This is a genomic window from Arthrobacter sp. AOP36-A1-22, from assembly GCF_052377615.1.
Taxonomy (GTDB): Bacteria; Actinomycetota; Actinomycetes; order Actinomycetales; family Micrococcaceae; genus Arthrobacter_H.
Map to the genome: position 1 here is coordinate 54,621 of NZ_JBQSWX010000001.1, position 24,303 is coordinate 78,923.

General features: G+C 67.4%; 26 protein-coding genes and 1 tRNA gene. 14 read left to right on the forward strand and 13 right to left on the reverse strand.

Going from position 1 to position 24,303, the window contains the following annotated elements; all coding sequences use genetic code 11:
• Positions 1 to 34 precede the first annotated feature (34 nt).
• The 8 genes from rplJ to ACT3S2_RS00325 all read right to left on the reverse strand — a co-directional run bounded on the left by rplJ (position 35) and on the right by ACT3S2_RS00325 (position 6,571).
• The gene (gene rplJ, locus ACT3S2_RS00290) at positions 35 to 601 is read right to left on the reverse strand and encodes a 50S ribosomal protein L10 (RefSeq protein ID WP_444553302.1); all 567 of its coding nucleotides are present in this window, start codon (positions 599 to 601) and stop codon (positions 35 to 37) included.
• Positions 602 to 909: 308 nt separating this feature from the next.
• The gene (locus tag ACT3S2_RS00295) at positions 910 to 2,199 is read right to left on the reverse strand and encodes an aromatic amino acid transport family protein (RefSeq protein WP_444561063.1); all 1,290 of its coding nucleotides are present in this window, start codon (positions 2,197 to 2,199) and stop codon (positions 910 to 912) included.
• A 196-nt stretch (positions 2,200 to 2,395) separates the two neighbouring features.
• Positions 2,396 to 3,565: a GNAT family N-acetyltransferase gene (locus tag ACT3S2_RS00300; protein WP_444553304.1), complete on the reverse strand. Its 1,170-nt coding sequence runs from the start codon at positions 3,563 to 3,565 to the stop codon at positions 2,396 to 2,398.
• Positions 3,566 to 3,734: 169 nt separating this feature from the next.
• Positions 3,735 to 4,442 (reverse strand): 50S ribosomal protein L1, encoded by a 708-nt coding sequence (gene rplA, locus ACT3S2_RS00305; RefSeq protein ID WP_444553305.1) that lies wholly within the window; start codon positions 4,440 to 4,442, stop codon positions 3,735 to 3,737.
• A 153-nt stretch (positions 4,443 to 4,595) separates the two neighbouring features.
• Positions 4,596 to 5,030 (reverse strand): 50S ribosomal protein L11, encoded by a 435-nt coding sequence (rplK, locus tag ACT3S2_RS00310; protein WP_444553306.1) that lies wholly within the window; start codon positions 5,028 to 5,030, stop codon positions 4,596 to 4,598.
• Between the two features lie 136 nt (positions 5,031 to 5,166).
• A complete protein-coding gene (gene nusG, locus ACT3S2_RS00315) occupies positions 5,167 to 6,009 on the reverse strand; it encodes a transcription termination/antitermination protein NusG (RefSeq protein WP_444553307.1) in 843 nt (280 codons plus the stop codon).
• A 98-nt stretch (positions 6,010 to 6,107) separates the two neighbouring features.
• Positions 6,108 to 6,374 carry a preprotein translocase subunit SecE gene (gene secE / locus ACT3S2_RS00320; RefSeq protein ID WP_087000260.1) on the reverse strand — a complete coding sequence of 89 codons (267 nt, stop codon included), beginning with the start codon at positions 6,372 to 6,374 and terminating at the stop codon, positions 6,108 to 6,110.
• A gap of 124 nt (positions 6,375 to 6,498) precedes the next feature.
• Positions 6,499 to 6,571 (reverse strand) — tRNA-Trp (locus tag ACT3S2_RS00325).
• A 239-nt stretch (positions 6,572 to 6,810) separates the two neighbouring features.
• Between ACT3S2_RS00325 and ACT3S2_RS00330 the strand changes: the two genes are divergently transcribed.
• Complete coding sequence (locus ACT3S2_RS00330; RefSeq protein WP_444553308.1) at positions 6,811 to 8,010, forward strand: pyridoxal phosphate-dependent aminotransferase; 1,200 nt, start codon at positions 6,811 to 6,813, stop codon at positions 8,008 to 8,010.
• Positions 8,011 to 8,046: 36 nt separating this feature from the next.
• Here the strand turns inward: ACT3S2_RS00330 and ACT3S2_RS00335 are convergent, their stop codons facing one another.
• Positions 8,047 to 8,721, reverse strand: coding sequence for a LuxR C-terminal-related transcriptional regulator (locus ACT3S2_RS00335; RefSeq protein ID WP_444553309.1), 675 nt, complete (start codon positions 8,719 to 8,721; stop codon positions 8,047 to 8,049).
• Positions 8,718 to 10,040, reverse strand: coding sequence for an ATP-binding protein (locus ACT3S2_RS00340; RefSeq protein ID WP_444553310.1), 1,323 nt, complete (start codon positions 10,038 to 10,040; stop codon positions 8,718 to 8,720). The genes ACT3S2_RS00335 and ACT3S2_RS00340 overlap by 4 nt, the downstream gene beginning before the upstream one ends.
• A gap of 124 nt (positions 10,041 to 10,164) precedes the next feature.
• On the opposite strand from ACT3S2_RS00340, the gene ACT3S2_RS00345 reads away from it, so the two are divergent.
• From ACT3S2_RS00345 to ACT3S2_RS00365, 5 genes are all read left to right on the forward strand, one after another.
• Entirely contained in the window at positions 10,165 to 11,439 is a 1,275-nt protein-coding gene (locus ACT3S2_RS00345) for a PspC domain-containing protein (RefSeq protein WP_444553311.1), read from the forward strand.
• On the forward strand, positions 11,436 to 11,888 hold the full coding sequence (locus tag ACT3S2_RS00350; RefSeq protein WP_444553312.1) for a hypothetical protein: 453 nt from the start codon (positions 11,436 to 11,438) through the stop codon (positions 11,886 to 11,888). The genes ACT3S2_RS00345 and ACT3S2_RS00350 overlap by 4 nt, the downstream gene beginning before the upstream one ends.
• Before the next feature lie 40 nt (positions 11,889 to 11,928).
• On the forward strand, positions 11,929 to 12,177 hold the full coding sequence (locus ACT3S2_RS00355; RefSeq protein ID WP_444553313.1) for a PspC domain-containing protein: 249 nt from the start codon (positions 11,929 to 11,931) through the stop codon (positions 12,175 to 12,177).
• A gap of 171 nt (positions 12,178 to 12,348) precedes the next feature.
• Positions 12,349 to 13,377 (forward strand): 6-phosphofructokinase, encoded by a 1,029-nt coding sequence (locus ACT3S2_RS00360; RefSeq protein WP_444553314.1) that lies wholly within the window; start codon positions 12,349 to 12,351, stop codon positions 13,375 to 13,377.
• A 43-nt stretch (positions 13,378 to 13,420) separates the two neighbouring features.
• On the forward strand, positions 13,421 to 14,155 hold the full coding sequence (locus ACT3S2_RS00365; RefSeq protein WP_444561064.1) for a GNAT family N-acetyltransferase: 735 nt from the start codon (positions 13,421 to 13,423) through the stop codon (positions 14,153 to 14,155).
• Between the two features lie 34 nt (positions 14,156 to 14,189).
• Here the strand turns inward: ACT3S2_RS00365 and ygfZ are convergent, their stop codons facing one another.
• The 3 genes from ygfZ to ACT3S2_RS00380 form a co-directional block, all read right to left on the reverse strand.
• The gene (gene ygfZ / locus ACT3S2_RS00370) at positions 14,190 to 15,263 is read right to left on the reverse strand and encodes a CAF17-like 4Fe-4S cluster assembly/insertion protein YgfZ (RefSeq protein WP_444553316.1); all 1,074 of its coding nucleotides are present in this window, start codon (positions 15,261 to 15,263) and stop codon (positions 14,190 to 14,192) included.
• 1 nt (position 15,264) lies between these two features.
• Positions 15,265 to 15,864, reverse strand: a complete 600-nt coding sequence (locus ACT3S2_RS00375) for an FABP family protein (RefSeq protein WP_444561065.1) — start codon at positions 15,862 to 15,864, stop codon at positions 15,265 to 15,267.
• A gap of 196 nt (positions 15,865 to 16,060) precedes the next feature.
• Complete coding sequence (locus ACT3S2_RS00380; protein WP_444553318.1) at positions 16,061 to 16,954, reverse strand: permease; 894 nt, start codon at positions 16,952 to 16,954, stop codon at positions 16,061 to 16,063.
• A gap of 135 nt (positions 16,955 to 17,089) precedes the next feature.
• Here ACT3S2_RS00380 and mshD point away from each other — a divergent pair, with 135 nt between their 5' ends.
• The 8 genes from mshD (at position 17,090) to ACT3S2_RS00420 (ending at position 24,241) form a co-directional block, all read left to right on the forward strand.
• A complete protein-coding gene (mshD, locus tag ACT3S2_RS00385) occupies positions 17,090 to 18,073 on the forward strand; it encodes a mycothiol synthase (RefSeq protein WP_444561066.1) in 984 nt (327 codons plus the stop codon).
• 94 nt (positions 18,074 to 18,167) lie between these two features.
• The gene (locus ACT3S2_RS00390; RefSeq protein ID WP_444553320.1) at positions 18,168 to 20,378 is read left to right on the forward strand and encodes an RNA degradosome polyphosphate kinase; all 2,211 of its coding nucleotides are present in this window, start codon (positions 18,168 to 18,170) and stop codon (positions 20,376 to 20,378) included.
• On the forward strand, positions 20,378 to 21,346 hold the full coding sequence (locus ACT3S2_RS00395) for an NUDIX hydrolase (protein WP_444561067.1): 969 nt from the start codon (positions 20,378 to 20,380) through the stop codon (positions 21,344 to 21,346). The genes ACT3S2_RS00390 and ACT3S2_RS00395 overlap by 1 nt, the downstream gene beginning before the upstream one ends.
• An 82-nt stretch (positions 21,347 to 21,428) precedes the next feature.
• Positions 21,429 to 21,776 carry a GNAT family N-acetyltransferase gene (locus ACT3S2_RS00400; RefSeq protein WP_444553322.1) on the forward strand — a complete coding sequence of 116 codons (348 nt, stop codon included), beginning with the start codon at positions 21,429 to 21,431 and terminating at the stop codon, positions 21,774 to 21,776.
• A gap of 63 nt (positions 21,777 to 21,839) precedes the next feature.
• Positions 21,840 to 22,604, forward strand: coding sequence for a DUF1648 domain-containing protein (locus tag ACT3S2_RS00405; protein ID WP_444553323.1), 765 nt, complete (start codon positions 21,840 to 21,842; stop codon positions 22,602 to 22,604).
• A 27-nt stretch (positions 22,605 to 22,631) separates the two neighbouring features.
• Complete coding sequence (locus ACT3S2_RS00410; protein ID WP_444553324.1) at positions 22,632 to 23,435, forward strand: thymidylate synthase; 804 nt, start codon at positions 22,632 to 22,634, stop codon at positions 23,433 to 23,435.
• Positions 23,432 to 24,013, forward strand: coding sequence for a dihydrofolate reductase (locus ACT3S2_RS00415; protein WP_444553325.1), 582 nt, complete (start codon positions 23,432 to 23,434; stop codon positions 24,011 to 24,013). Before ACT3S2_RS00410 ends, ACT3S2_RS00415 begins: the two co-directional genes overlap by 4 nt.
• Entirely contained in the window at positions 24,014 to 24,241 is a 228-nt protein-coding gene (locus ACT3S2_RS00420) for an NF038396 family protein (protein WP_444553326.1), read from the forward strand.
• Positions 24,242 to 24,303: the final 62 nt, after the last annotated feature.

A 24,303-nucleotide genomic window follows, 5' to 3' on the forward strand; every position in this document is an offset into this window, starting at 1 on the left:
GGTGCCACGAGATTTTCGGTGGTTTGAAGGGCCCTTAGGCTTCTTCGGTGGCAGCGTCGGCAGCAGGTGCTTCCTCGGCCTCGGCGGCAGGAGCTTCGGCCGGAGCCGAGGCTGCACCACCTTCTTCATGCTTGGCGCGCAGGGCGTCGATGGTGCGGACTGCGGCCGAAGCCGGCGCCTGCAGGACACCGGCGATGCGGGCCAGCTGGTGTTCGCGGGACTGGAGCGCACCGAATGCGACCACCTGGGCCGCGTCCATGGACGCACCTTCGAAGTAGCCGGACTTGACGACCAGCTTCTCGTTGGACTTCGCGAAATCCGTCAGACTCTTGGTCGCGGCCACTGCATCGCCCTTGATGAAGGCGATGGCGGTCGGGCCGGCAAGCTGGCCATCGAACGAATCGATGCCTGCTTCCTTGGCTGCGATGCCCGTCAGGGTGTTCTTCACAACCGAGAACTTGGTGTCTTCACCAAGCGCACGGCGCAACTCCTGGAGCTGTGCAACGCTGAGCCCACGGTATTCGGTCAGGACAGCGGCACTCGACTCCTTGAAGTCGTTGATGATTTCCTGAACAGCTGAAATCTTGATTTGCGTTGCCATAACCCTCCTTCCGGGGATTGTTTACGAGTCGGTCTGACCGGTCCACGAGCCCGGAAGGGCTGGCATAAAAAACGCCCCGCGCAGATGCACGGGGCTTCAACTTCCTGACGACGGGTCGAGCGGGAAGGAAAGTCTTCGTTCACCTGCGTAGGCCGCCCATTAGCTGGGACTTTCGGATGGTTTCCCATGCTGGCACGGGGCACCACCGACCGACGGTCTTTGGTTCCCTTAGTTTATCCGCAGACGGGCCGCAGTTCCAAATCGACTCCGGGGACGCCTTCGAGATCACGAAGGCGCCCCCGGAGGGATCAGCGCAGCAGACTGATGAGGATTCCGCCGACGGCCACGATGCCGGCGATGACCACGAAGACGTTGGAGGCCCTCCCCCGGAACCGGGCCAGGGCCGGAACCCTATGAATTGCATACATCGGCATCAGGTAGAGCACCGCGGCGATCACGGGGCCGGCCAACGACTCGATCAATGCCAGAATGCTCGGATTGAGGATTCCCGCCACCCAGGTGGTCACGATGAGGAAGACACTCACCCCGATCTTCAGGGTCCGGTCACTGAGGCGTTTCTCGGCCGGGTCCACCATGGTCCTCACGATCGCGGTGGCCCCTTCCGCGGCGCCCAGCCAGTGCCCGAAGAAGGAGGAGGCGATGGCGGCAATGGCCACTGCGGGGCCCAGCCAGGCAATGATGGGCATGTCCATGACATTGGCCAGGTGCGAGAGCACGGGCAGGTTCGCGTCCTTGGCGTCCTGCAGCCCCTCGGGGCCCAGCGCCAGGACGCAGGACCAGACGAAGCCCATCGTGAAGACGACCAGGAGGGTGGCGACCACGCGGAGGATCGATGAGGCCTTGTCCACCGACCCCGCCCCGTAGCGCTCCCGCAGCGAGACGGAGAACTGTGAGATCGCCGGGGAATGGTTGAACGAGAAGACCAGGACCGGGATCATCAGCCACAGCGACATGGCGAAGTCGCCGGCTGCGGGGAAGGCACCGAATCCTTCGAAGGACCAGGAGGGAATGAGCAGGAGGGTGACCACCAACAGCACGGCGATCAACGGATAGACCAGCCACTGGGTGACGACCAGCATGACCTTCTTCCCGGCCACCATGACCGAGGACATCAACAGGATCAGCACCCCGGCCAGGACCCAGCGGGGCCACGGCTCCAGGCCGAGTTGATGGACCATCAGGCTTTCCACCGTATTGGTGATGCCCACCCCGTAGATCAGCACGATGGGATAGATCGCCAGGAAGTACAGGATCGTCACCACGCGCCCGGCGTTCTCTCCGAAGTAGTTCCGCACCACCCCGGTGATGTCCTGGCCGGGGTTCGGTGAGGCGCAGACGATGCGTGAGAGCGCCCGGTGGGAGAAGTAGGTCATCGGCCAGATCAACAACGTGGCGATGAGCAGCGGCCACAGCCCTCCCAGACCTGCGTTCATCGGCAGGAAGAGGATCCCGGCACCCACTGCCGTGCCAAAGAGTCCGAGGGTCCAGCTGGTGTCGAACCGGTTCCACGCCGGGAGGGCCCCCTGTCTGGTGGAGGTCGATTCCCCGGATGGCAGGGGTGGTTGGCTCGATGGCATGGCAGGCTCCTCCATTGGGGCTCTTCGGCGTCTGGCTTGGAGCCCCGGGGACCAGCAGTCCCCGTGCCGCACGGTCACCAGGGGTGTTGGTCAAGGAACTCCGCCCAGGGGCCAGGGGGTTTTCCCCATCCGGCGCCGTGGGACTACGGGACCCCGACGATGCTGCTGTGCTGATCCACCGAGGACTCCGATTCCATCATCCCCCAGGGCGGGTCCCGAGCGCCATTCGGTCGTTCGGCCATGCCGGGTCCCCGGTCCTGGCCCATTCGCCTTCCATCATGGACGGCGAGAACCCCAGGGCCTCGTTGACCCGGAGCATGTAGGAATTCTCCGCGGCGTTCCAGGTGTAGATGCGGTCGACCCGCGGCAGGGCCTGCAGCAGCCGCCGGTGGTTGGATGCCTTGATCCGCAGGCCGAGCCGGTGGCCCCGATGCTCCGGAAGCACCAGCGTCCCCTCCTGGAAAGCGAGGTGGTCCTGGCCGTTGAACACCACCAGTTCGGTATAGGCGACCAGGTGTCCACTGGCGAGTTCACGGGCCACGGTGACCACCGAGGTGGTCCCCTGGTTCCGTCGCCGGGCCTCCATGGTGCGCAGTCGCGGGCCATCCCACCGTGAGGGTTCGAAGCTCAGCCCGCCGGCCGGAGGGTCGGTATCCATGCGCTCGATGATCCGGCAGTAGTCGGCCACGTCGTCGTCCGGCACCGGCCCCGTCCACGATTCGAGGACATAGCCGGTCCCGGAGGCGGAGGCCCGCTCCTCCAGGGACGCCAGGGCCGCGTCATCATCGATTCCGATCCCGGCCCTGCTGCCACGGTCCACCAGTCCCAGGGTGAAGCCGTGTCGATGGGCGAAGGCGGGCCCGGGCGCGTCCAGGCTGATCCATCCGGCCCCGGAGTCAGGTCGCAGCACCCCCTCCACGGGCCGATCCGCTGCTTCTTCACCACCATGGTCCAGCGAGACGCCGGTATAGAGGTTCAGTACGGTGCGCCCCCGTTCCAGACACCGGTCGGCCACCCGACGGAGCAGCCGGCTGCCCACCCCTTGGCGCCGCCACCGCGTGGCCACGACCAGGTCGACGTCGGCCGACTGCCGGTTTTCGGCCGAGGGCAGGAAGACCACGGCCGCGCCGATGATCTCCGCTTCCGGGCCCTGCCCCCGGCGGGCCACCTGAATCAGGTGCCGGCCGTAGGCACTGGGTTGGATCCGGGCGATTTCCACGGAATCGCCGGTCACGAGGTCATCATGTCCGAGCTCTTCGATCCCGGCCTGCCGAAAGAGCCCCCGGATGGTGGAGAACGCCGCCCCGCCGGGGCCGTCCAGGGTGGTCGGGATGGCTAGTTCCTGCAGCGTGGTTGGTTCTGGCATGGCGGCCTTCCGCTGGCGCTCCGTGTGGCAGACACCTGCGTCGAACCACTGATTGGTACTTGTCAATCAATAGTCTAGCCATCCATGGTCCCCCGGGTAAAGACAAGGAACCCCCGCACCCTTCGGTGCGGGGGTTCCTTGTTTCCCCTGCAGGGGAGGCCTCTGCCGTTTAGGCGTCGGCGATGACCTTGGTCACGTTCGGGTCCACCGGGATGCCGGGGCCGAAGGTGGTGGCCACGGTCGCCTTCGAGATGTACCGGCCCTTGGAAGCCGAGGGCTTCAGGCGCAGGACCTCATCGAGGGCTGCTGCGTAGTTCTCCGCCAGCTTCTCGGCGTCGAAGGACACCTTGCCGATGATGAAGTGCAGGTTGGAGTGCTTGTCGACGCGGAAGTCGATCTTGCCGCCCTTGATGTCGGTGACGGCCTTGGCGACATCCATGGTCACGGTGCCGGTCTTCGGGTTCGGCATCAGGTTACGCGGGCCCAGGACCTTGCCCAGACGTCCGACCTTGCCCATCAGGTCAGGGGTTGCCACGGCGGCATCGAAGTCGGTCCAACCGCCCTGGATCTTTTCGATCAGGTCGTCGGAGCCCACGAAGTCGGCGCCGGCGGCAATGGCTGCTTCAGCCTTGTCGCCGTTGGCGAAGACCAGCACGCGGGCGGTCTTGCCGGTGCCGTGCGGCAGGTTGACGGTGCCGCGGACCATCTGGTCGGCCTTGCGGGGATCGACGCCCAGGCGGAAGGCGACCTCCACGGTCGAGTCCGTCTTGGGTGAGCCGGTCTCCTTGGCCAGGGCGATGGCCTCGATCGGGGAGTACAGGTTGTCGCCATCGATCTTGGCGGCGGCCGCCTGGAATGCTTTGCTGCGCTTTGCCATCTGCTTGTTCTCCTTATGCAGTCGTGGTCATTCGTGGATCGCGCTGGACCCTGCCACTACGACGCCGGTGGCTGCCACCGGAGGGGGCTTCCGACGTCGTTCTTTGATGTTTGGTGGGTGTTGCCGCCGGGAGGCGGAAACGGTCGGGCGGTCTTAGCCCTCGACGGTGATGCCCATGGAGCGGGCGGTTCCGGCGACGATCTTGGCGGCGGCCTGAATGTTGTTGGCGTTCAGGTCCTCCATCTTGGTGTTGGCGATCTCGTCGACCTGTGCGGCGGAGAGCTTGCCCACCTTGTCGATGTGCGGGGTGGACGAGCCCTTGGCGACGCCCGCAGCCTTCTTGATGAGCTCGGCAGCCGGCGGCGTCTTGGTGATGAAGGTGAAGGAACGGTCTTCATAGACCGTGATCTCCACCGGGATGACGTTGCCGCGCTGGGATTCCGTGGCGGCGTTGTACGCCTTGCAGAACTCCATGATGTTCACGCCGTGCTGACCAAGTGCCGGACCGATCGGCGGGGCCGGGTTGGCGGCACCTGCCTGGATCTGCAGCTTGATGAGGCCGGAAACCTTTTTCTTCTTCGGGGCCATATCGGGACCTTCTTCTCATTGCGTTTCCCGCGGAACACAGGAGCGTGTCCCGGGGTGGTGGCCGCCGTGGCGCGGCGGCCTGGTCGTTTCCAGCGGCGGAAAGCGGCCGCACTGGGAACGAAGTCTTCGGTGATCCCTACTGGATCTTGGTGACCTGGCTGAACGACAGCGTCACCGGGGTCTCGCGTTCGAAGATCGACACGAGGACCACGAGTTGCTGGGACTCGAGCTTGATCTCGCTGATCGTCGCCGGCAGGGTCTCGAACGGCCCGTCGTTGACGGTCACCGACTCCCCGACGGTGAAATCGACGTTGACCTCGGTGAACGGGGCGCGTCCCGGCTTCGAGGAGCCGCCTTCCTGGGCAGGTTCCTCGCTCACGATGGTGTGCTCGAGCATCGAGAACACCTCGTCCAGGCTCAACGGCGTCGGATCATGGGCGTTGCCCACGAAACCGGTGACGCCGGGGGTGTGGCGCACGGTGCCCCACGATTCGTCGGTCAGTTCCATGCGCACCAGCACGTAGCCGGGGATGCGCACGCGGCGGACGATCTTGCGGGTCGTGTTCTTGATCTCCACGACTTCTTCCATGGGGACCTGGATCTCGTAGATGAAATCCTCCATGCCCAGGGTCTGGGCGCGGGTCTCCAGGTTCACCTTCACGCGGTTCTCGTAGCCGGCGTAGGAATGGATGACATACCAGTCACCGGGCTGGCGGCGCAGCTTGGTCCGGTACTCCTCCTTGGCGGCCGCGACGGCCTCCTCGGGGGTCAACTCGGGAGCCTCAGCTTCCGCCTCGTCCTCGTCCGGGGTGGTGGCTTCGTCGGCGGTGGAGGCGTCGTCCGCGGTTTCCTCGGACGCCTCGGCGGCCGGGGTCTGTTCCGAAACGACGGAATCGACCGGCGCCTCTACGGCGTCGGCCTCGGTTGCCTGCTCAACGGCGTCGTCGTTGGCCTGCGGTTCGAGTTCCTGCTCGGACACTGCGGTTCCTGCTTTCTTTGACTGGTAAACCAGAACATTTCATCGTGGCTGGGCCGAGGGATGCCGACGTCGCCCTTATTCAAGGATGTCGGCAGCCGCTACTGCTCCGGTGGGTTGGTGAAGACCAGGATCGCGCCGTTTCCGAACAACAGGTCCAGCCCGCTGACGATCAGCATCACCAGGATCACGAAGCCCAGAACGGTCAGCGTGTAGTTCACCAACTCGCTACGGGTCGGGGTGACGACCTTCTTCAGCTCGGAAATGACCTGGCGGAAGAACAAGGCGATACGCGCAAAGAAACCGCCCTTGGCGGGCTTGCCGCCTCGGGGGGAGCCCGTGGAGCGTCCCGTTGTTGCTTCGGTCACTGTGCCTCGATTCGAGTTCTTCGCATCTTGAAACGATCACGGTGCACCGCGGCCTGTCGGCCGCAACACACCGTGACGTGGATTTCGCCGAGCCCCCACATGAACCATGTGGGTTGCCACTGCGCAGGGCAGACAGGACTCGAACCTGCAACCTGCGGTTTTGGAGACCGCTGCGCTACCAATTGCGCCACTACCCTTCGGATTGGTCGTCCGTCCCGCCGTGGTGGCCCTTCAAGCACACCGCGTCGAGGCGTATTCCAACACCGAGGGAACAGTCTACGCATTCACCACCCACAAGTCGAACCGGATTTGTGCCGCGGACCCGCCGGATTGGCCTGCTTCCGTAGGCCTGCCGACGCATTCTGTGCTGCCCGGCGGAGCGCGGCTAAGCTGGAATCAGCTAGGCCCCACGCCCCCGACCCCAGGAAGCGAACCCATGTCACGCATTTCCCGACGCATCGGATCGATTGCCGAATCAGCCACGCTCGCCGTGGACGCCAAGGCCAAGGCGCTCAAGGCCGCCGGACGTCCCGTGATCGGATTCGGTGCCGGCGAACCCGACTTCCCGACCCCCGACTATGTCGTGGAGGCCGCGGTCACCGCCGCACGCAACCCACGATTCCACCGCTACTCCCCCGCTTCGGGACTGCCCGAGTTGAAGTCCGCCATCGCCGCGAAGACCCTGCGGGATTCCGGCTACGCCGTGGAGGACTCCCAGGTGCTGGTCACCAATGGCGGCAAGCAGGCGGTCTACAACACCTTCGCGACCCTGCTGGATCCGGGGGACGAGGTCATCGTCCCCACCCCCTATTGGACGACCTACCCCGAAGCGATCCGCCTGGCCGGCGGCGTTCCGGTGGAGGTCTTCGCCGGCCCCGAGCAGGGCTACCTGGTCACGACAGAGCAGCTCGAGGCCGCCGTGACCGAACGCACCAAGATCCTGGTGTTCGTCTCCCCCTCCAACCCGACCGGTGCCGTCTACCCGCCGGAAATGGTCGCCGAGATCGGCCGGTGGGCCGCCGAGAAGGGCCTGTGGGTCGTCACCGACGAGATCTACGAACATCTGACCTACGACGATGCGAAGTTCACCTCGATCGCCACGGCGGCCCCGGAACTAGGCGACCGGGTCGTCATCCTCAACGGCGTGGCCAAGACCTACGCGATGACCGGCTGGCGGGTCGGCTGGATGATCGGCCCGACGGACGTCATCAAGGCGGCCACCAACCTGCAGTCCCATGCGACGTCGAATGTCGCCAACGTCCCGCAGATGGCCGCCCTGGCTGCCGTATCCGGCCCGTTGGACGCCGTCGATGAGATGCGCACCGCCTTCGACCGTCGACGCAAGGCCATCGTCGCGGGGCTCAATGCCATCGACGGGGTGGAATGCCCCACCCCGAAGGGCGCCTTCTACGTCTACGCCGACGTCCGTGCCCTCCTGGGCCGGGAGATCGACGGGGTCCGCCCGCAGACGTCGGCCGAACTCGCGGCACTGATCCTGGAAAAGGCAGAAGTGGCGGTGGTCCCCGGTGAGGCCTTCGGACCTTCGGGTTTCCTGCGTCTGTCCTACGCGCTCGGTGATGAGGACCTCGCCGAAGGCATCGGCCGGATCGCCGAGCTGCTGGGCCGGGCTTCCTAGAAGCCGTGACCACCCGGTGGGGCGCCGGGCCGTGGGTCAGAGGATCCGGCGGTCCACGGCCCATCGGGTGAGTTCATGCCGGTTGGACAGCTGCAGCTTGCGCAGGACCTTGGAGACATGGGTTTCAACGGTCTTCACCGAGATGAACAGCTCCTTGGCCACTTCCTTATAGGTGTAGCCGCGGGCGATGAGGCGCATGACCTCCAATTCCCGGGCGGACAGCAGGTCCAGCTCGTCCTCGGCGCTGACCCCGGCCTGGGTCCCGAAGGCGTCCAGGACGAAACCCGCCAGCCGCGGGGAGAACACCGCGTCCCCTGCCGACACCCGGATCACGGCATCGGAGATCTCGGCCCCCGAAATGGATTTGGTCACGTAGCCGCGCGCCCCGGCCCGGATGACGGTCACCACGTCCTCGGCCGCATCCGAGACGCTCAGCGCCAGGAAGCGCACGTCGGCCAATAATGCGGTGCATCCGGCCAACACCTCGGCACCGCCGCCGCCACGGCCTCCTGGCAGGTGCACATCAAGCAGGACGACGTCGGGGCGTTGTGCGGTGACGATCCTGATGGCTTCTTCCACGGTGGCGGCCTCCCCGACCACCTGGAGCCGATCGTCCAGATCGGATTTCAGTCCGGAACGGAAGATTGCGTGGTCATCGACCACCACGACCCTGGTCCGCCGCGCTGCCGCGGCCGGTTCGAGCGTATTCACCGGTTCGACTCCTCGTTTGGTTCATGCTTCATGGACAGGTGCACCTCGGTGCCCCCGGTATTGCTGGAAATGGTGGCGGTCCCGCCGTTGCGCTGCATGCGCCCGATGATCGATTCGCGGACCCCCAGGCGGTCCTGCTCCAGGGCCTCCGGATCAAACCCCGTTCCGCGATCGCGGATGAAGACATCGATTCCTTCCGGGGAGGCTTCCACGTAGACGGCCACGGTCCCGCCGGCATGCTTGGCCGCATTGAGCATGGCTTCACGGGCGGCCTGCACCACGGCGTCGTGCCCTTCAAGGCCCTCGAGGTCCCCGACGGCGACCACCTCGATCACCGCGTCATGGGACTCCTCAAGCCGGGCCGCTTCAGCCCGGATGTCCGCGCAGATGCCCCCTGCCGCCGCCGGGGCCTCCCGGTAGAGCCATTGACGTAGTTCCCGTTCCTGGGCCCTGGCCAGGCGAAGCACCTGGGCCTCGTCACCGGCGCGCATCTGGATCAGGGCCAGGGTCTGCAGGACCGAATCGTGCAGGTGCGCGGCGATCTCTGCCCGTTCCCCCACCCGAACCCTATTCGCCCGCTCGGATTCGTAGTCCCGCCAGAACCTGAGCCCCCACGGGGCGAGGACCAGCAGGATCCCGGCCAGGACGATGACGGCGACGAAAACCCCGTTCCACAGCGACTCAAGACTCACCGCCCCCGAGACCAGGAAGATCAGCCCCAGGACGACCAGTGCGACGCCTCCCACCAGACGCACCATTCCGGCGGCGCGTTCGGCCCCGGCGGCCTTGCGCAGCCCACGCCGCCGGCCCGCGTCGAGCTGCAACCAGGCCAGGACGGCACCGGCGATGATCAGCACGGCCGGCCAGATCAGCCCCCAGGCCACGGCCAGGCCCTGCATCTGGGCGAAGAGCAACACGCTCAGCAGCAGCAGGCCCGCGCCGGCGAGGACCTGGCGCCCTGCCAGGCCCCCCAGCCGCAGGGACCACCGGCCCCCCGCCCCCGAGGTCGAGGCGGCGCCCGGAGCCGCGGGCCCCTGCCGCTGCGTTCCGGGGACAGCCCCGGCATCGGCGGCCAGGGCGATGGGGCCTCCGGCGCGGGAACGCTCGGCCTCCTCCAGGGCGTCTTCACGGGACGGGACCATGACCCACAGCCAGCCGTACAGCACGATCCCGGCCCCGGCGAACACGGTCAGCAGGACCATCCCGATGCGGATGTTGCGCACGGGGTGGTTCAGGTGGACCGCCAATCCGGCGCAGACTCCTCCCAGGACGCGCGGTTCGGCACGCACCAGGGGTGGGCGGCTGCGCGTTTCGGTCATGACCCCATACAAACATGCCCGGACCCGTTCACCACTCCCGCTCAGGGGAATGGGGGGAAGGATCAGGGGGCGTTCAGGGCAGACCCCGATGGTGGCGGGAGCCCCGACGGGCAAGGATGGAAGCATGAATCACGCACCTGTAGAAAATTCCTTCTTCCGCTGGCTCCGGGGGCTGGGCGTCGAGCGCGGTGAACACCACTGGATCGGTGGTGTCTCCTCCGGGCTGGGACGACGCTTCGGCATCGACCCCGCACTGTCCCGCGGCCTGTTGTTGATCGTCGTCGTCTTCTCCGGCGTCGGGCTCCTGCTCTACGGGCTGGCCTGGGCCCTGCTGCCCGACTCCGAGGGGCGCATCCACCTCCAGCAGGCAGGACGCGGCCACTGGAGCAGCGGGATGACCGGGTCGCTGATCTTCGTGGTCATCGGGGTCGTCAACGGGCCCTCCTTCCTGGGCGGCTGGCGATTCGACCCCGGCAACTCCTGGTGGAGCAGCCTCATCTGGACCGCCATCTGGGTGGGCGCCATCATCTGGTTCTTCTCCACCCGGTCCACCCGTCGGGAGAACCGCCTCAACCGGCAAGGCCCCCCGGCCGGCCACGGGCCGGAGGGGACCACCCTTGACCCGGAAGCCCCGCGGGCTTCCTCCATGCCTCCCGCAGGCCCGGACACCCCGGGTTCTGCCGCCCCGTCAATGGCTGCGGGTCCCGCCCAGCCCGGAAAGGCTCCCATGACCACCACACCCCCACCCCGCCCGGTCCGGGCCCGCCCGGCCCTTCCCGGCCACACCGTCGCGATCCTGCTGGGCGTGGCCGTGCTGGTCGCCGGGTCCGTCATCCTCACCGCGATGAACGGGATCCTGGACTACGGGGGGCGCGAGGTCACCGTGGCCCTGGCCGCCGCATTGACCGTGTTGGGCGCCGGCCTGGTTGGCGCCGCCCTGCGCTCGCTACGCGGAGGGGCGCTGACCGGATTCACGATCGCGTTGCTCGTCCCCACCCTGCTGGTCAGCGGACTCGGGGCCCAATATGCTCCGAGCGTCAACTGGCCCGGGCCGGTCGTGCAACGGTCGGGCCAGGAGTACACCTACGTCTTCAACAACGGGACCCTTGACCTGACTCCGTACGGGAACGACATGAAGGAGGACACCAAGCTGTCGGTGACCAACGTCTTCAGCAACCTGAAGATCGTCATCCCGGAGGACGTCCCGGTGAAGATCACCGCCGACTCGGCCTTCTATTCGCTCCAGGTGCCCGACGACGACGGCGTGCGCAAATACTCGGGCATCGCCAGCGGGGACACCATCAACCTCAACGCCGACGCCGATGGTCCGGTCCTGCACCTAGACATCGACGGGGCCTTCAATTCCATCGACATTACCTCCAAGGAGGTCACACCATGAGCACCCCCCACCCCGAACACCAGCCCGACCAGGGTCCGGACGAAACGCAGCCCGACCAGCCGAGCGGGCCCATCGAACCCTCCGGGGACCCGACGACGCCGATCGGCACCACCGGGCCCGCCCCCTCCACGGAGTCCCCCGCCTCGGACCCCTGGCCGACGACGGCACCCACCGAAACCGGCCCCCGCTCCCCGGGCCCGGCGGCAGCCCCCGGTGAAGAGGCTCCGCTGGTGGCCGAGGAACCCCAGGGGATGCCGTTGGGGACCTTCGTCTTCGGCCTCGTGGTCCTGGCCGTGGGACTACTGATCCTGGTTTCGGTCCTCTACGGCATCACCTTGTCCGGGAGCACGGTGGCCATCATCCTGTTCCTCGGGGCCGGACTCGTGTTGGTCGTCGGTGGTCTCGTGGCGGCACGCCGGGCCTCCCGGACGCACCCCTCCCGGTCCTGATAGCGTCACTGTCCAGCAGCACACCACGAAAGGAATCCCCATGGAATCCGTCTACAAGTCCCTGCGGGCCATCCCGTTCCGCCGCGGTCCGCAGCGTTTGGCCGGCGGCATCGCCGGGGGAATCGCCCGGGCCACCGGCTGGGATGTGACCATCGTCCGGATCGCCATCCTGCTCAGTTTCGTGCTCCCGTTCATCGGCGTGCCGCTGTATCTGGTGCTCTGGCTCCTCCTGCCCTTCCACGACGACACCCTCCCCCTGGAGCGCATCATCAAGACCGCCCGCCAGTAGTGGCACCGACGGTCCGGCCCCGGACGGGGCCGGGCCGTGTGACGTGTTCAGGTGTCGCTGTGGTGGCCGTCTCATGGGCCAGTTGCTAGCATCGACGTGTTGAGCTCAACGTCGCGCTCCGATCAAGGTCCCTCACCGGGACGAGAACCCGACGAAAGCACACACATCACCATGCGCATCGGAATCCTGACCAGCGGCGGAGACTGCCCGGGACTGAACGCCGTCATCCGCGGGGCGGTCCTGAACGGCATCAAGAGCCACAACCACGAATTCGTGGGCTTCCTCGACGGCTGGCGCGGAGTCGTCGAAGGCGATGTCGTCGATCTTCCCCGCGAACGCGTCCGCGGCATCTCCAAGCAGGGCGGCACCATCCTGGGCACCTCCCGCACCAACCCCTTCGACGGGGACCACGGTGGGCCGGAAAAGATCCAGCAGACCCTGGACCGGTTGGGCGTCGACGCCGTCATCGCCATCGGAGGCGAAGGAACACTGGCCGGGGCCAAACGGCTGACCGACGCCGGGGTGAACATCGTGGGGGTCCCCAAGACCATCGACAACGACCTCGACGCCACCGACTACACCTTCGGCTTCGATACCGCAGTCGCCATCGCCACGGAGGCCATCGACCGGCTGCGGACCACCGGTGAATCCCACCACCGTTGCATGGTGGCCGAGGTCATGGGCCGCCATGTCGGTTGGATCGCCCTGCACTGCGGCATGGCCGCCGGGGCCCACGCGATCCTCATCCCCGAGCAGCACACGACCATGGAACAGATCAACGCCTGGGTCCTCGAAGCCCGGGACCGCGGACGCGCCCCCCTGGTCGTCGTCGCCGAGGGGTTCGTCCCCGAAGGTGCGCAGGAAGCGTATTCGGATCGTGGCCATGATTCCGTCGGCCGCCCCCGGCTGGGCGGGATCGGGGACCAGCTGGCCTACCGCATCGAGGCCGATACCGGCATCGAAACCCGGGCCACCGTACTCGGACACATCCAGCGCGGCGGCGTTCCCAGCGCCTTCGACCGGGTGCTGGCCACCCGGCTGGGCATGGCCTCCGTGGACGCCGTGGAGGAAAAGGCCTGGGGCAACATGGTCGCCCTGCGCGGCACCAACATCCACCGGGTGCCGTTCCAGGCGGCGCTGAACAACCTCAAGCGTGTTCCCCAGCACCGGTACGACGAGGCCTCGCTGCTCTTCGGCTAGCTCCGACGGGCCTTGCGGGCCGGCGATCAGTAGTGTGGTGAGCATGGAACTGGAGACCGGAACGCTGGCCATCATCGCCTTGGCGTGGGCCCGACGATTGAACATGGAGGACTCCGCCCTCGCCTCGGTGGCGATGGGCGGGGACACCCCGCTGCGGATCAACCATTGCGATGAGGACACCTCGACGGTGACGTTCCTGCGCTTCGGTGCCGGATCTGTGCTCTGCGGCCCCGCCTGGCTGCTGCAGGCCGCCGCCGATACCGCCGATGAGGAACTGGCGGCCGAAGCGGTTCTGCTGGGCCTGCTGCGCGACCACGGCGACGGATCGGCCCGGGGGCTGGGCGAATCCCTGCTCTACCACGCCGACCAGCCTCCGGAGATCGTGGAATCGCGTACGACCCTGGTCTCCGATGAGGCCTCCACCGCCGTCGAACTCGAGGAATTGTGTCCCCGCGACGATCTGGCCGGGGTCCGGCTCTCCGCCCAGGACCGGGCCTTCACCCTCGTCGCCGAAGAGGGCCGGGCCGCACTGGCGGGAGCCGGGTATTCGGTCTGGGAAGGGCTCATCGCCGATCTGAAGGTCCTCACGGCACCGTCGCTGCGGCGGCATGGACTCGGGACCTACATCGCCGCGGTGGCCGCCGACGACGCCCTCAGTGAAGGGTTCGTGGCCCAGTTTGCCGCCGATGTGAACCATAAGGGCGCCCAGCGTCTGGCCGATGCCCTGGGGCTCGTGCTCTCCGGATCCCTCACCCGGGCCAGCCTGGGCGGGGAATAAGGCACACGCCCACGGCACGGCCCGGGGGGCCGGCCTAGCGGCGCGGGCGGAGGAACCCGGTGGCCCGGCCCACGACCTGGCCGGCGTCCGGAGTCACGATCGTTTCCTGGTTCACCGGGTACTCCTCGTCACCATCCACCACGGTCAAGGCCGCCTCGGGATCGGTGTTGCGTCGCACGACGGCCAGCGCGATCGGCCCGGCTTCGTAATGCCAGGCGACGGAGGTGACCCTGCCGACGGTCTTCTCCCCCAGTTTCACTTCGCTTCCGGCGGCCGGATGGGAGTGCATGCTGCCATCCAGATGCAGGAAGACCACCCGACGCGGCGGACGGCCCAGGTTGTGGACCCGGGCGATCGTCTCCTGGCCCTTATAGCAGCCCTTGTCCATGTGGACGGAAGTGCGCAGCAGATCCAGTTCGTGGGGAATGGTCTTTTCATCGGCATCCACGGCCACCCGTGGACGCCATGCGGCCACGCGAAGCGCCTCGGCTGCCATGGTCCCCGCCAGCGGCAGTTGCCCGATGGCGGATTCCAGTTCGGCCCGCGGAACCAGGTATTCGATCCAGACCCGGCCCGTGCCAGCGTGCTCGGGGGCCGAATAGGCGTAGCCTCCGGTGCTGATGCCCGGCCACGGATCCCGCCAGGCGGTGAATCCGGCCAGTACTTCGAGCGGGGCTCCGGCGCCGACCACGGCCCAGTCGGCCGTGGCGTCGTGGACCTCGACACGCAGCGTGAAGCGCATGGCGTCGAGCCAGGAGGCCAGCGGGGCCGCGTCGGCGGCCTCCACGATCAGCCAGGTCGTCTCGCCATCGTCGATGACGCGGCAGGCATATTCGATGCGTCCCTGCACGGTCAGCAGCAGTGTTTCGCTGCTTTCCCCCGGAGCCAGGCCGAGCAACAGCTGGCTGGAGAGGGTGTTCAGCCAGGAGAGCCGGTCGACACCGCTGACGGTGACGACTCCCCGATGCGACAGGTCCACGACGGCTTCCCCGGCGTCGAGTCGGCGTTGTTCGGGCAGCGGCTCACCGTAATGGGCGGGGACACCGGCATCGATGCCGGTGCCTTCGATGGCCCCGTCGCGTCCGAGCAGTGGTGATTTCCACGTCATGTCATGCCTCCTTCGTCAAGGCGGCCGAAGCATGGGCCGCCAAGGCAGCGCCGCCGGCGGCGACATCCCAACGCCAGAAGAGCTGGCCGTTGACCAATCCATACATCCGCGTGGCCGCGGAGAAATCCCGGGAGTTGGACCCACGGACGACCATGTCCGTGGCCAGCTCGATGCGCGGACCGTTGATGTTGCCGTAGTAGAGCTCGCACACCCCTCGCGGGTGGGCGATGTTCACCACGATGTTGAATCCGCCTTCGGGGGCCCGCAACGCCTCGACGTCGTCGGCCGTGCGCAGGGCGGGGACGATGTCGCCGGGGATCAGGCCGGGTCCTCCATCGGCGTCCTCCAGGGGACGGTCCAGTCCCCAATAGCCCTGCTCGGTGGCCAGCGGGCGCAACTTATTGCCCTCTTCGTCACTGAGCCAGCTCTCGGCCCGGTAGGACAAGTAGGGAGTGGAGTCGTGGGTGAACTCCACCCGCTGCACGAAGTGGGCGTCGTCGCCCTCTCCTTCGCCCAGCCGTCCGGCACCTTCCCAGGTGCCGATGAGCCAGGAGAGCGGGACGAGTTCGGGGGTCAGGTCGGTGGGTAGCTCAATGGGCATGCAGTACGGTCCTGCTACTTCTGGCCCTTGAACAGGCGAGTGACGACCAGACCGGCGAAGCCGGCCATCCCCAGCCCGGCAACGACCAGCAGGGTGATGAAGAAGATCTCTAGTGCCATGTAATTCGATTCCATGGTTCCATCCTAACGCCGTGCCGCCGTGAAAGGGATTCGGTGTCCGGCAGGCGGGATCGGGCTCAGTGCAGGAGCATTCGTTCCACGTAGTAGACCAGCGCCCCCGAGGCGATCACGCAGGCCACACCGACGGCAATGGCGCCCCGGATCCCCAGCACCCCGGCGTCCTTGCCCGCGACCGTGCCCTGCTCCGCCGACGGGGAAGCCGCGATCCCGAGGACGTCGTCCCGGGGTCCGGCCGTGGCCCCGGGAGCGCCCGGTGCCACGGTGGAGAAGGATCCGCCCCGCAGCACCTGTGCCTCCGAGACCACCAGGACGTGGAAGCAGACGACGACCGACCCCACCACGGCCCCCACCACGACGGCCGGGATCACGGAGACATCGACGACCAGGACGCTGGCGACCCCACCCACCAAGATGGCGGCGAGCCAGCCCAGCGGGGCCGTCAGGCGTTCGGGCCAGGGGATGGCGCTGACCAGGACGGCGGCGGCGATGCTCAGTCCCGACAGCAGCATCATCGACCCGTTGCCGGCGTTGGGGGCCAGCCGGTCGGCGGCGACCCACCCGCTGCCGAACACCACGACCAGCACGCCGGCGCACCCACCCAGGGTCGATTCGAGTCGTTGCCGCTGGCCGGTCCCGCGCAGCAGTTGGGTCACGAAGACCAGGATCACTCCCAGGGCACCGAAGGCGCCCATCCACTGCAGCGGGGACGGCATCGGGGCCACGGTCGCCGCCGTCGACGCCCCGAGGCCGGCGAGCGCGATCACCGCGCTGAGGGGCCAGGGGGCGGGCAGGCCCACCAGGCGGGGGTAGCCCCAGGCAAACACCAGGACGCTGACGCAGACCACCGCCCAGATGGCCCAGCTTCCGGCTTCTGCCGGACCGACGTAACTTGCGGCGACGAGTGCGGCGACCGCCACGAGCGAGGCCGTGGCAAAGGTTTTGGTTCTCACGCCTTACATCCTGCCTCATCGGCCCGGTCGAGGGCAGCACGGGGACCCTGTCCATCGGGCGACTTCGGAGCACGACGCGCCCCGACGGGGAGTCGCGGACTGCACAAGCGGGCCCACCGGGGATAGGTTGGGTGCATGAGCGCGACCCAGAACACCGATTGGACCATCACCCTTGCCAACGGCAGGCCGGATCAGGACCTATTGCGTCGGATCACCCACCTGTCGGCGGAGGCCGAGGACAGTGACGGCAACCCGCCGCTGAGCGACCAGACCATCGTGGAACTGCGTACCGGGGAGGCCTCCGAGGGCCTCATGGTCGTCACCGCCTGGCTCTGCGACGACGACGGGGCGGTCTCCGGCGAGCTGGTCGGGGTCGCCGTGGCGGTCTCCACTGCCGACTCCGCCTCCGGGACCCTCGAACTGGTCGTCCACCCCGAATACCGCAACGACGGGATCGGCGCCGCCCTGCTGGCCGCTCTCGATGCCAGATCCCCGCTGGAGGCGATGCAGGCGTGGTCCCACGGCAACCATGCCGCGGCGTCCCGGTTGGCCCAACGCCACGGGTTCGTGCCCGTCCGCGAACTATGGCGCATGCGTTTGATGCACGATGCCGGTCTTCCCGCCGCCGAGATGCCTGCCGGATATCGGCTGCGCCGTTTCGTCCCCGGGCAGGACGAGGACGCCTGGCTGGCCGCCAATGCCGCCGCGTTCGTCGACCATGCCGAGCAGGGGTCGATGACCAAGGCCGATCTGTTGGCCCGGATGGAGGAGGACTGGTTCGATCCCGAGGGCTTCCTGATCGCCGAGGCCGGGGACGGTTCGATCGCCGGTTTCCATTGGACGAAGGTCCACCCACCGCTGAAGGACAGTGCCACCGGTGCCCATCAGAGCCTCGGGGAGGTCTACGTGGTCGGGGTGGTCCCCGCGGCCCAGGGCACGGGACTGGGCCGGGCCCTGACCATTGCCGGCATCGAGCATCTGCGCTCCCGCGGGCTGCAGGCCGTCATGCTTTATGTCGACGCCGACAACACCGCCGCCGTCGGGCTCTACAACAAGCTCGGTTTCACCCGCTGGGACGTGGACGTGATGTACGCGCACGGTACGGCGGCCGCCGGGTAAAGTAAGGCAGGCATGCACCGTCGCCCCCGCGCCGGAATCGTGGGCGCCACGGAGCATGCCCCACTGCACAGATTTGTACGTTAGGACAGACCCGATGGACAGCACCTCCGTAGCCGCAGCAAGCTTTGGCGACGGTGATGTGCCATCGGCCAGGGCCACCCAGGACCGGATCGAGCTGCCTTTGTTCGACCCGCCGCTGGGCCCGGACGGGGATTTCACCCTCGATCGTTTCCTGGACCGCGAGGTCAGCTGGCTGGACTTCAATGCCCGCGTGCTCGAGCTCGCGGAGGACCCCGATCTGTACCTGTTGGAGCGCATCAGCTTCCTGTCGATCTTCGCCTCCAACCTCGACGAGTTCTTCATGGTCCGCGTCGCCGGGCTCAAACGGCGCATCGCCACCGGTCTGGCCGTCCCCTCGGCCGCCGGGGTCAGCCCCATCGACCAGCTGGAGGAGATCCTGGTCATGGCCAAGGAACTGCAGCTGCGTCACGCCCACGTCTTCGCCGAGACGCTGCGCCCGGCCCTGGCCACCGAACAGATCGTGATCACCCGCTGGGAGCAGCTGGACCAGGCGGCGCAGGAGGAGATGCGGCGCTGGTTCGTCGCCCAGGTCTTCCCGATCCTGACGCCCCTGGCCGTGGATCCGGCCCACCCCTTCCCCTATATCTCGGGGCTGTCGCTGAACCTGGCGGTGATCGTGCGCAACCCGGTCAGCAGCAAGGAGCTCTTCGCCCGGTTGAAGGTCCCGGACATGCTCCCGCGGCTGATCTCGGTGGATGGGCCCCGCGCCGGGAACACCGCAGGGCGGCTGGCCCGGTTCATCCCGCTGGAGGATGTGATCGCCCAACACCTGGAGTACCTGTTCCCGGGGATGGAGGTCGTCGAGCACCACACGTTCCGGGTGACCCGCAACGAGGACCTCGAGGTCGAGGAGGACGACGCCGAAAACCTGCTCCAGGCCCTGGAGAAGGAACTGCTGCGCCGTCGGTTCGGCCCGCCGGTCCGCCTGGAGGTCGCCAGCGACATCAACCCCACGATCCGGGACCTGCTCGTCCGTGAGCTCGGGGTCGAGGAGGACGAGGTCTTCGCGGTGCCGGCCCCCTTGGACCTGCGCGGGCTCTCGGTCATCGCCAACATCGATCGGGCCGATCTGCACTATCCCAAGCAGCTGGCCCACACCAGCCGGGACCTGAACCCCTCGGAGACCTCCAAGGCGGCCAATGTGTTCGCCGCGATGCGCCGTCGGGACATCCTGCTGCACCACCCCTACGATTCGTTCTCGACCTCGGTGCAGGCCTTCCTGGAGCAGGCGGCCGCCGACCCGAAGGTCCAGGCGATCAAGCAGACCCTGTACCGCACCTCGGGCGACTCCCCCATCGTCGATGCCCTGATCGATGCCGCCGAGGCGGGCAAGCAGGTGCTGGCCCTGGTGGAGATCAAGGCCAGGTTCGACGAGCAGGCCAATATCTCCTGGGCCCGCAAGCTCGAGGAGGCCGGCGTCCATGTGGTCTACGGGATCGTGGGGCTGAAGACCCATTCCAAGCTCTCCCTGGTCATCCGCCGTGAGGGGGACCGGCTGCGTCGGTACTGCCATATCGGCACCGGCAACTACCACCCGCGCACGGCCAGGTACTACGAGGACCTGGGCTTGCTGACCACCGACGAGCAGGTCGGGGAGGACCTGTCCCGGCTGTTCAACCAGCTCTCCGGCTATGCACCGCGTTCGACGTTCAAACGCCTGCTGGTGGCTCCGCGCTCGCTGCGCTCCGGACTGATCGACCGCATCGACCAGGAGATCCACCACCGCGAGGCAGGACGCGAAGCCCGGGTGGTCATCAAGGTCAACTCCATGGTCGACGAGGCCATCATCGATGCCCTGTACCGGGCCAGCCAGGCCCAGGTGAAGGTCGATGTCATCGTCCGCGGGATCTGTTCGCTGCGCCCGGGGGTACCCGGGTTGAGCGAGAACATCAGGGTCCGGTCGATCCTGGGCCGTTTCCTGGAGCATTCCCGGGTCTTCGCCTTCCACAACGACGCGGACCCCGTGATCTACATCGGCTCGGCCGATATGATGCACCGCAACCTGGACCGCAGGGTCGAGGCCCTGGTCAGGATCTCCAATAAGGAGGACGTGGCCGAACTGCAGCGCATCCTGGACCGCTACCTCGACGAGGGCACGGCCAGCTGGCATCTGGACTCGGACGGCGATTGGACCCGCCATCACCTCGGCCCGGACGGGGAGCCCCTCTCCGACGTGCAGTCGTGGCTGTTGGAATCCCGCCAGCGGTGGGCGGCCCGCCGCTGATGTCACTGGTACTGGGATCTTCCGATGACCCACTGGTCACCGGCGGTACCGTCAAGGTGCTCGCGGGTGGGGCGATTCCCTGGCGGATCTCCGACGGCGAGCTGGAGGTCCTGCTGATCCATCGCGGGAAATATGATGACTGGTCCTGGCCCAAGGGCAAGCTCGACGACGGCGAAACCCTCCCGCAGTGCGCCGTGCGGGAGGTCCGGGAGGAAGTGGGGCTGGACATCACCCTGGGCATCCCGTTACCGGCCATCCGCTATCCGGTGAAGGCCGGACCGAAGGTCGTGTATTACTGGGCGGCCCGGGTCTCCGGCGAGCGCATCGAACCCGATGGCCACGAAGTTGATGCGGCCCGGTGGGTCTCCCCCTCCGAGGCCCGGCGTCAGTTGACGAACCCTTCGGATATCGACCCGCTCGACACCCTCGAGGGCGCCTACATCAACGGGCGTCTGGCCACGGTGCCGTTCATCGTGGTCCGCCACGCCAAGGCGAAGCCCCGGTCGAGCTGGACCAAGGAGGAGGGCAAACGTCCGCTGGCCGCCACCGGTAAGCGCCAGGCGCTGGAGGTGGATGCGCTCCTGTCGGCCTGGCGTCCCGAACGGGTGGCCAGCAGCCCGTGGACGCGCTGCATCCAGACGGTCTCCCCGTATCTGAAGCGCCACGACCTGGGTGTGAAGCTGGTTCCGGCCTTGACCGAGCATGAGGCCAAGCGCCGCCCGTCCACCGCACGCAAGGCGGTGTTGAAGCTGTTGAACAAGGGCGTGCCCCAGGCCGTGTGCACCCACCGGCCGGTCCTGCCCCTGGTGTTCGACGCGATGGCCGAGCGGCTCCCCGGGCCCTTGGCCCGTTTCCTACCGGCGACGGACCCCTACCTGCGCCCCGGCGCCATGGTCGTGCTGCATCTGCCGGTGACGAAGCTGCGCAAACCGGTGTCGGTGGAGGTCTTCGAGACCTTTGACGACTGAGACCCCGCCGTCGGGCAGGTAGTGCCCGGGCGGTGCGCCGAGTAGGGTCGGAGCACAGCTATCCGTCGTTCCAGGAGGTAATGTGACCGCCGACCACGAGCCACAGGCAGTACCGGGCTGGCGTCCGGAAAAGATCGTCCACGAGGGTCTGCGACTGGAGCATGACGACGACCGTGGCCGGTATGCGCTCTGGCAGCACGACGAATTCATCGGCTTCCTCGGGTACAGCACCGATCCGCAGAGCGGGATCGTGACCCTGCAGCACACCATCATCGATGAAGCCCATGGACGCCATGGCTATGCCCGGGCCCTGGTCACCCTGGTGCTTGACGAATTGCGTGCCGAACAGCGCCGGATCCTCGTCGAATGCAGCTACATCCAGGACTATCTGGACCGCTACCCCGAATATCAGGACCTGGTCGTCGAATAGGCCGGGACACGACGTCGGGAAGCGTGGCCGGTCGGCAGCCCGGGAACCACTAGCATCGAGGCCATGACGATGACGATCACCGAGAACGTCCTGGCCCGCGGTCGAGGCCCGATCTGGCTGACCTACCTGGTGGGGCTGGCGATCCTGGTCGGGACCCAGCTGTACGGCTTGGGTCTGTATGCGGGGCTGCCCGAGACGATCCCGACCCATTGGGGGCCCTCCGGCGCCCCGGATGCCTTTGCGGATAAATCCCCCGGCACCGTCTTCGGCATGTTGTGGGTCGGCGCGGGCATGATCGTCCTGCTGGCGTTCATCGCCGCTGTGGTTCCGGCGATGTCCCCGGCCCGCAGAAAGCGCTCCGAATACGGCCTGGTCCGCCGCGAGGGGATGATTCGCGGAACCATCGGCGCCCTGGGGTCGACCTCGATCGCCCTGGCTGCCGTGTTCGCGGGCCTGGCGCTCGAAGGCTGGCTCAGGCCGGAGCACGTGGGAGGTTGGTTCGCCGTCTTCCTGGCGCCGATCCTGCTGGTTCCCATCGGTTGGGCCATGTGGCGGGGTTCGCGCTGGGGCCGGCGCCGCGTCGTCGAACTGGGCCTGCACCCCGATGAGGACGAAGCCGCCGAGGAACGCCGGTGGGTCGCCGGCGGGCTGTTCTACAACGACCCGGCCGATCCGCAGATCCTAGTTCCCAAACGGGAGGGGACGGGGATGGGGTTGACCATCAACATCGGCAACCCGAAGGGCAAATGGGCCATCGTCATCCTTCTGCTCCTGATCGTCGGCCTGCCCATCGCCATGTCGCTGGGCATCGCAGCAGGGACCGGCTAGGCACCGGAGGGCCGGTAGACTTTGGCCATGGCTATTCCCACCCCCTACGAGGATCTGCTCCGTGATGTGCTGGACAACGGCACCCCGTCCCCGGATCGGACCGGAACCGGCACCCGCAGTGTCTTCGGACGGCAATTGCGTTTCGACCTGGACGCCGGGTTCCCGCTGATCACCACCAAGCGCGTGCACTTCAAATCGGTGGCCGCCGAGCTGCTGTGGTTCCTGCGCGGGGAATCCAACGTCTCCTGGCTGCAGGAGCAGGGGGTGCGAATCTGGAACGAATGGGCCGATGAGAACGGCGATCTCGGGCCGGTGTACGGGGTGCAGTGGCGGTCCTGGCCCACCCCTGGTGGTGGACATATCGACCAGATCACCCAGGTGGTCGACGCCTTGAAGACCAATCCGCATTCACGGCGCCATCTCGTTTCGGCCTGGAACGTGGCCGAACTGGAGAACATGGCCCTACCGCCGTGCCATGTCTTCTTCCAGTTCCATGTCTCCGACGGCAAGCTCTCCTGCCAGCTCTACCAGCGCAGCGCGGACACGTTCCTCGGGGTCCCCTTCAACATCGCCTCCTACGCCCTGCTCACCCATATGGTCGCCCAGCAGGTCGGCCTCGGGGTCGGGGAGTTCATCTGGACCGGCGGGGACGTGCATATCTACGACAACCACCTCGACCAGGTCAACGAACAGCTCGGGCGGGAGCCCTACCCCGCTCCCCGGCTGCGCCTGACCCGCACCCCGGAATCCATCCTGGACTACCGGCTCGAGGACTTCGAGATCCTCGATTACCAACACCACCCGACCATCAAGGCCCCGGTGGCCGTATGAGCCGCCACTCCGCCGACGCGGTGACGCACGCGGCCCCGACGGACCAGACCGGGGCGGGCCCGCGCATCGGCATGATCTGGGCCCAGACGGTGGACGGGGTCATCGGCCAGGGGGGCACCATGCCCTGGCACCTGCCCGAGGACATGAAGCATTTCAAGCACACCACCCTGGGCCATCCGGTCATCATGGGTCGGCGGACCTGGGCCTCGATCCCCGCGAAGTTCCGCCCCTTCGCGGGCCGGACCACCATCGTGCTGACCTCCGAAGACCGGACGGCCGCCGAGGCCACCGAGGCCGGCGCCACGGTGGCCGGGTCCCCGCAGGAGGCCTTGGACGCGGCGGCCACCGCCGAGGGCTCGGCGGAGATCTGGATCTGCGGTGGAGGCGAGGTCTACACCGCCTACGAGCCGCTGGCGGACACGGCAGTGGTCACCGTCATCAACATCGAGGCCGAAGGCGACACCCGGGCCCCCCGGCTGTCGCCGGCCTGGACGCTGACCTTGTCCGAACCCGCCCAGGGGTGGCTGACCGCCGCCAACGGGACCGAATACCGCCACGAACTCTGGGAGCGCCGCTAGGTGAAGGAAGCCTTCAAGGAACTGACGACCAAGCCGGAACCGCTTTTCGCGATCGGTTTCATGCTCTTCCCCCTGCTGGCGCTCATCTGCGCCGCACTGGGGCTCTGGATGATCATCACCGGCCAGGTCATCGGCGGGATCATCGTGCTGTTCACGATCACCCAGGCCTTCGCCCTCGGCGCGTTCTGGGCCATCAACCGCCGGGCCCGGCTACTCTCCGACCAATAGGTCCCCGGCCCGCCGGAAGGCTCTGGATCCGGCCCCGAAGCCCGGCATGGGCGGCCGGGCGA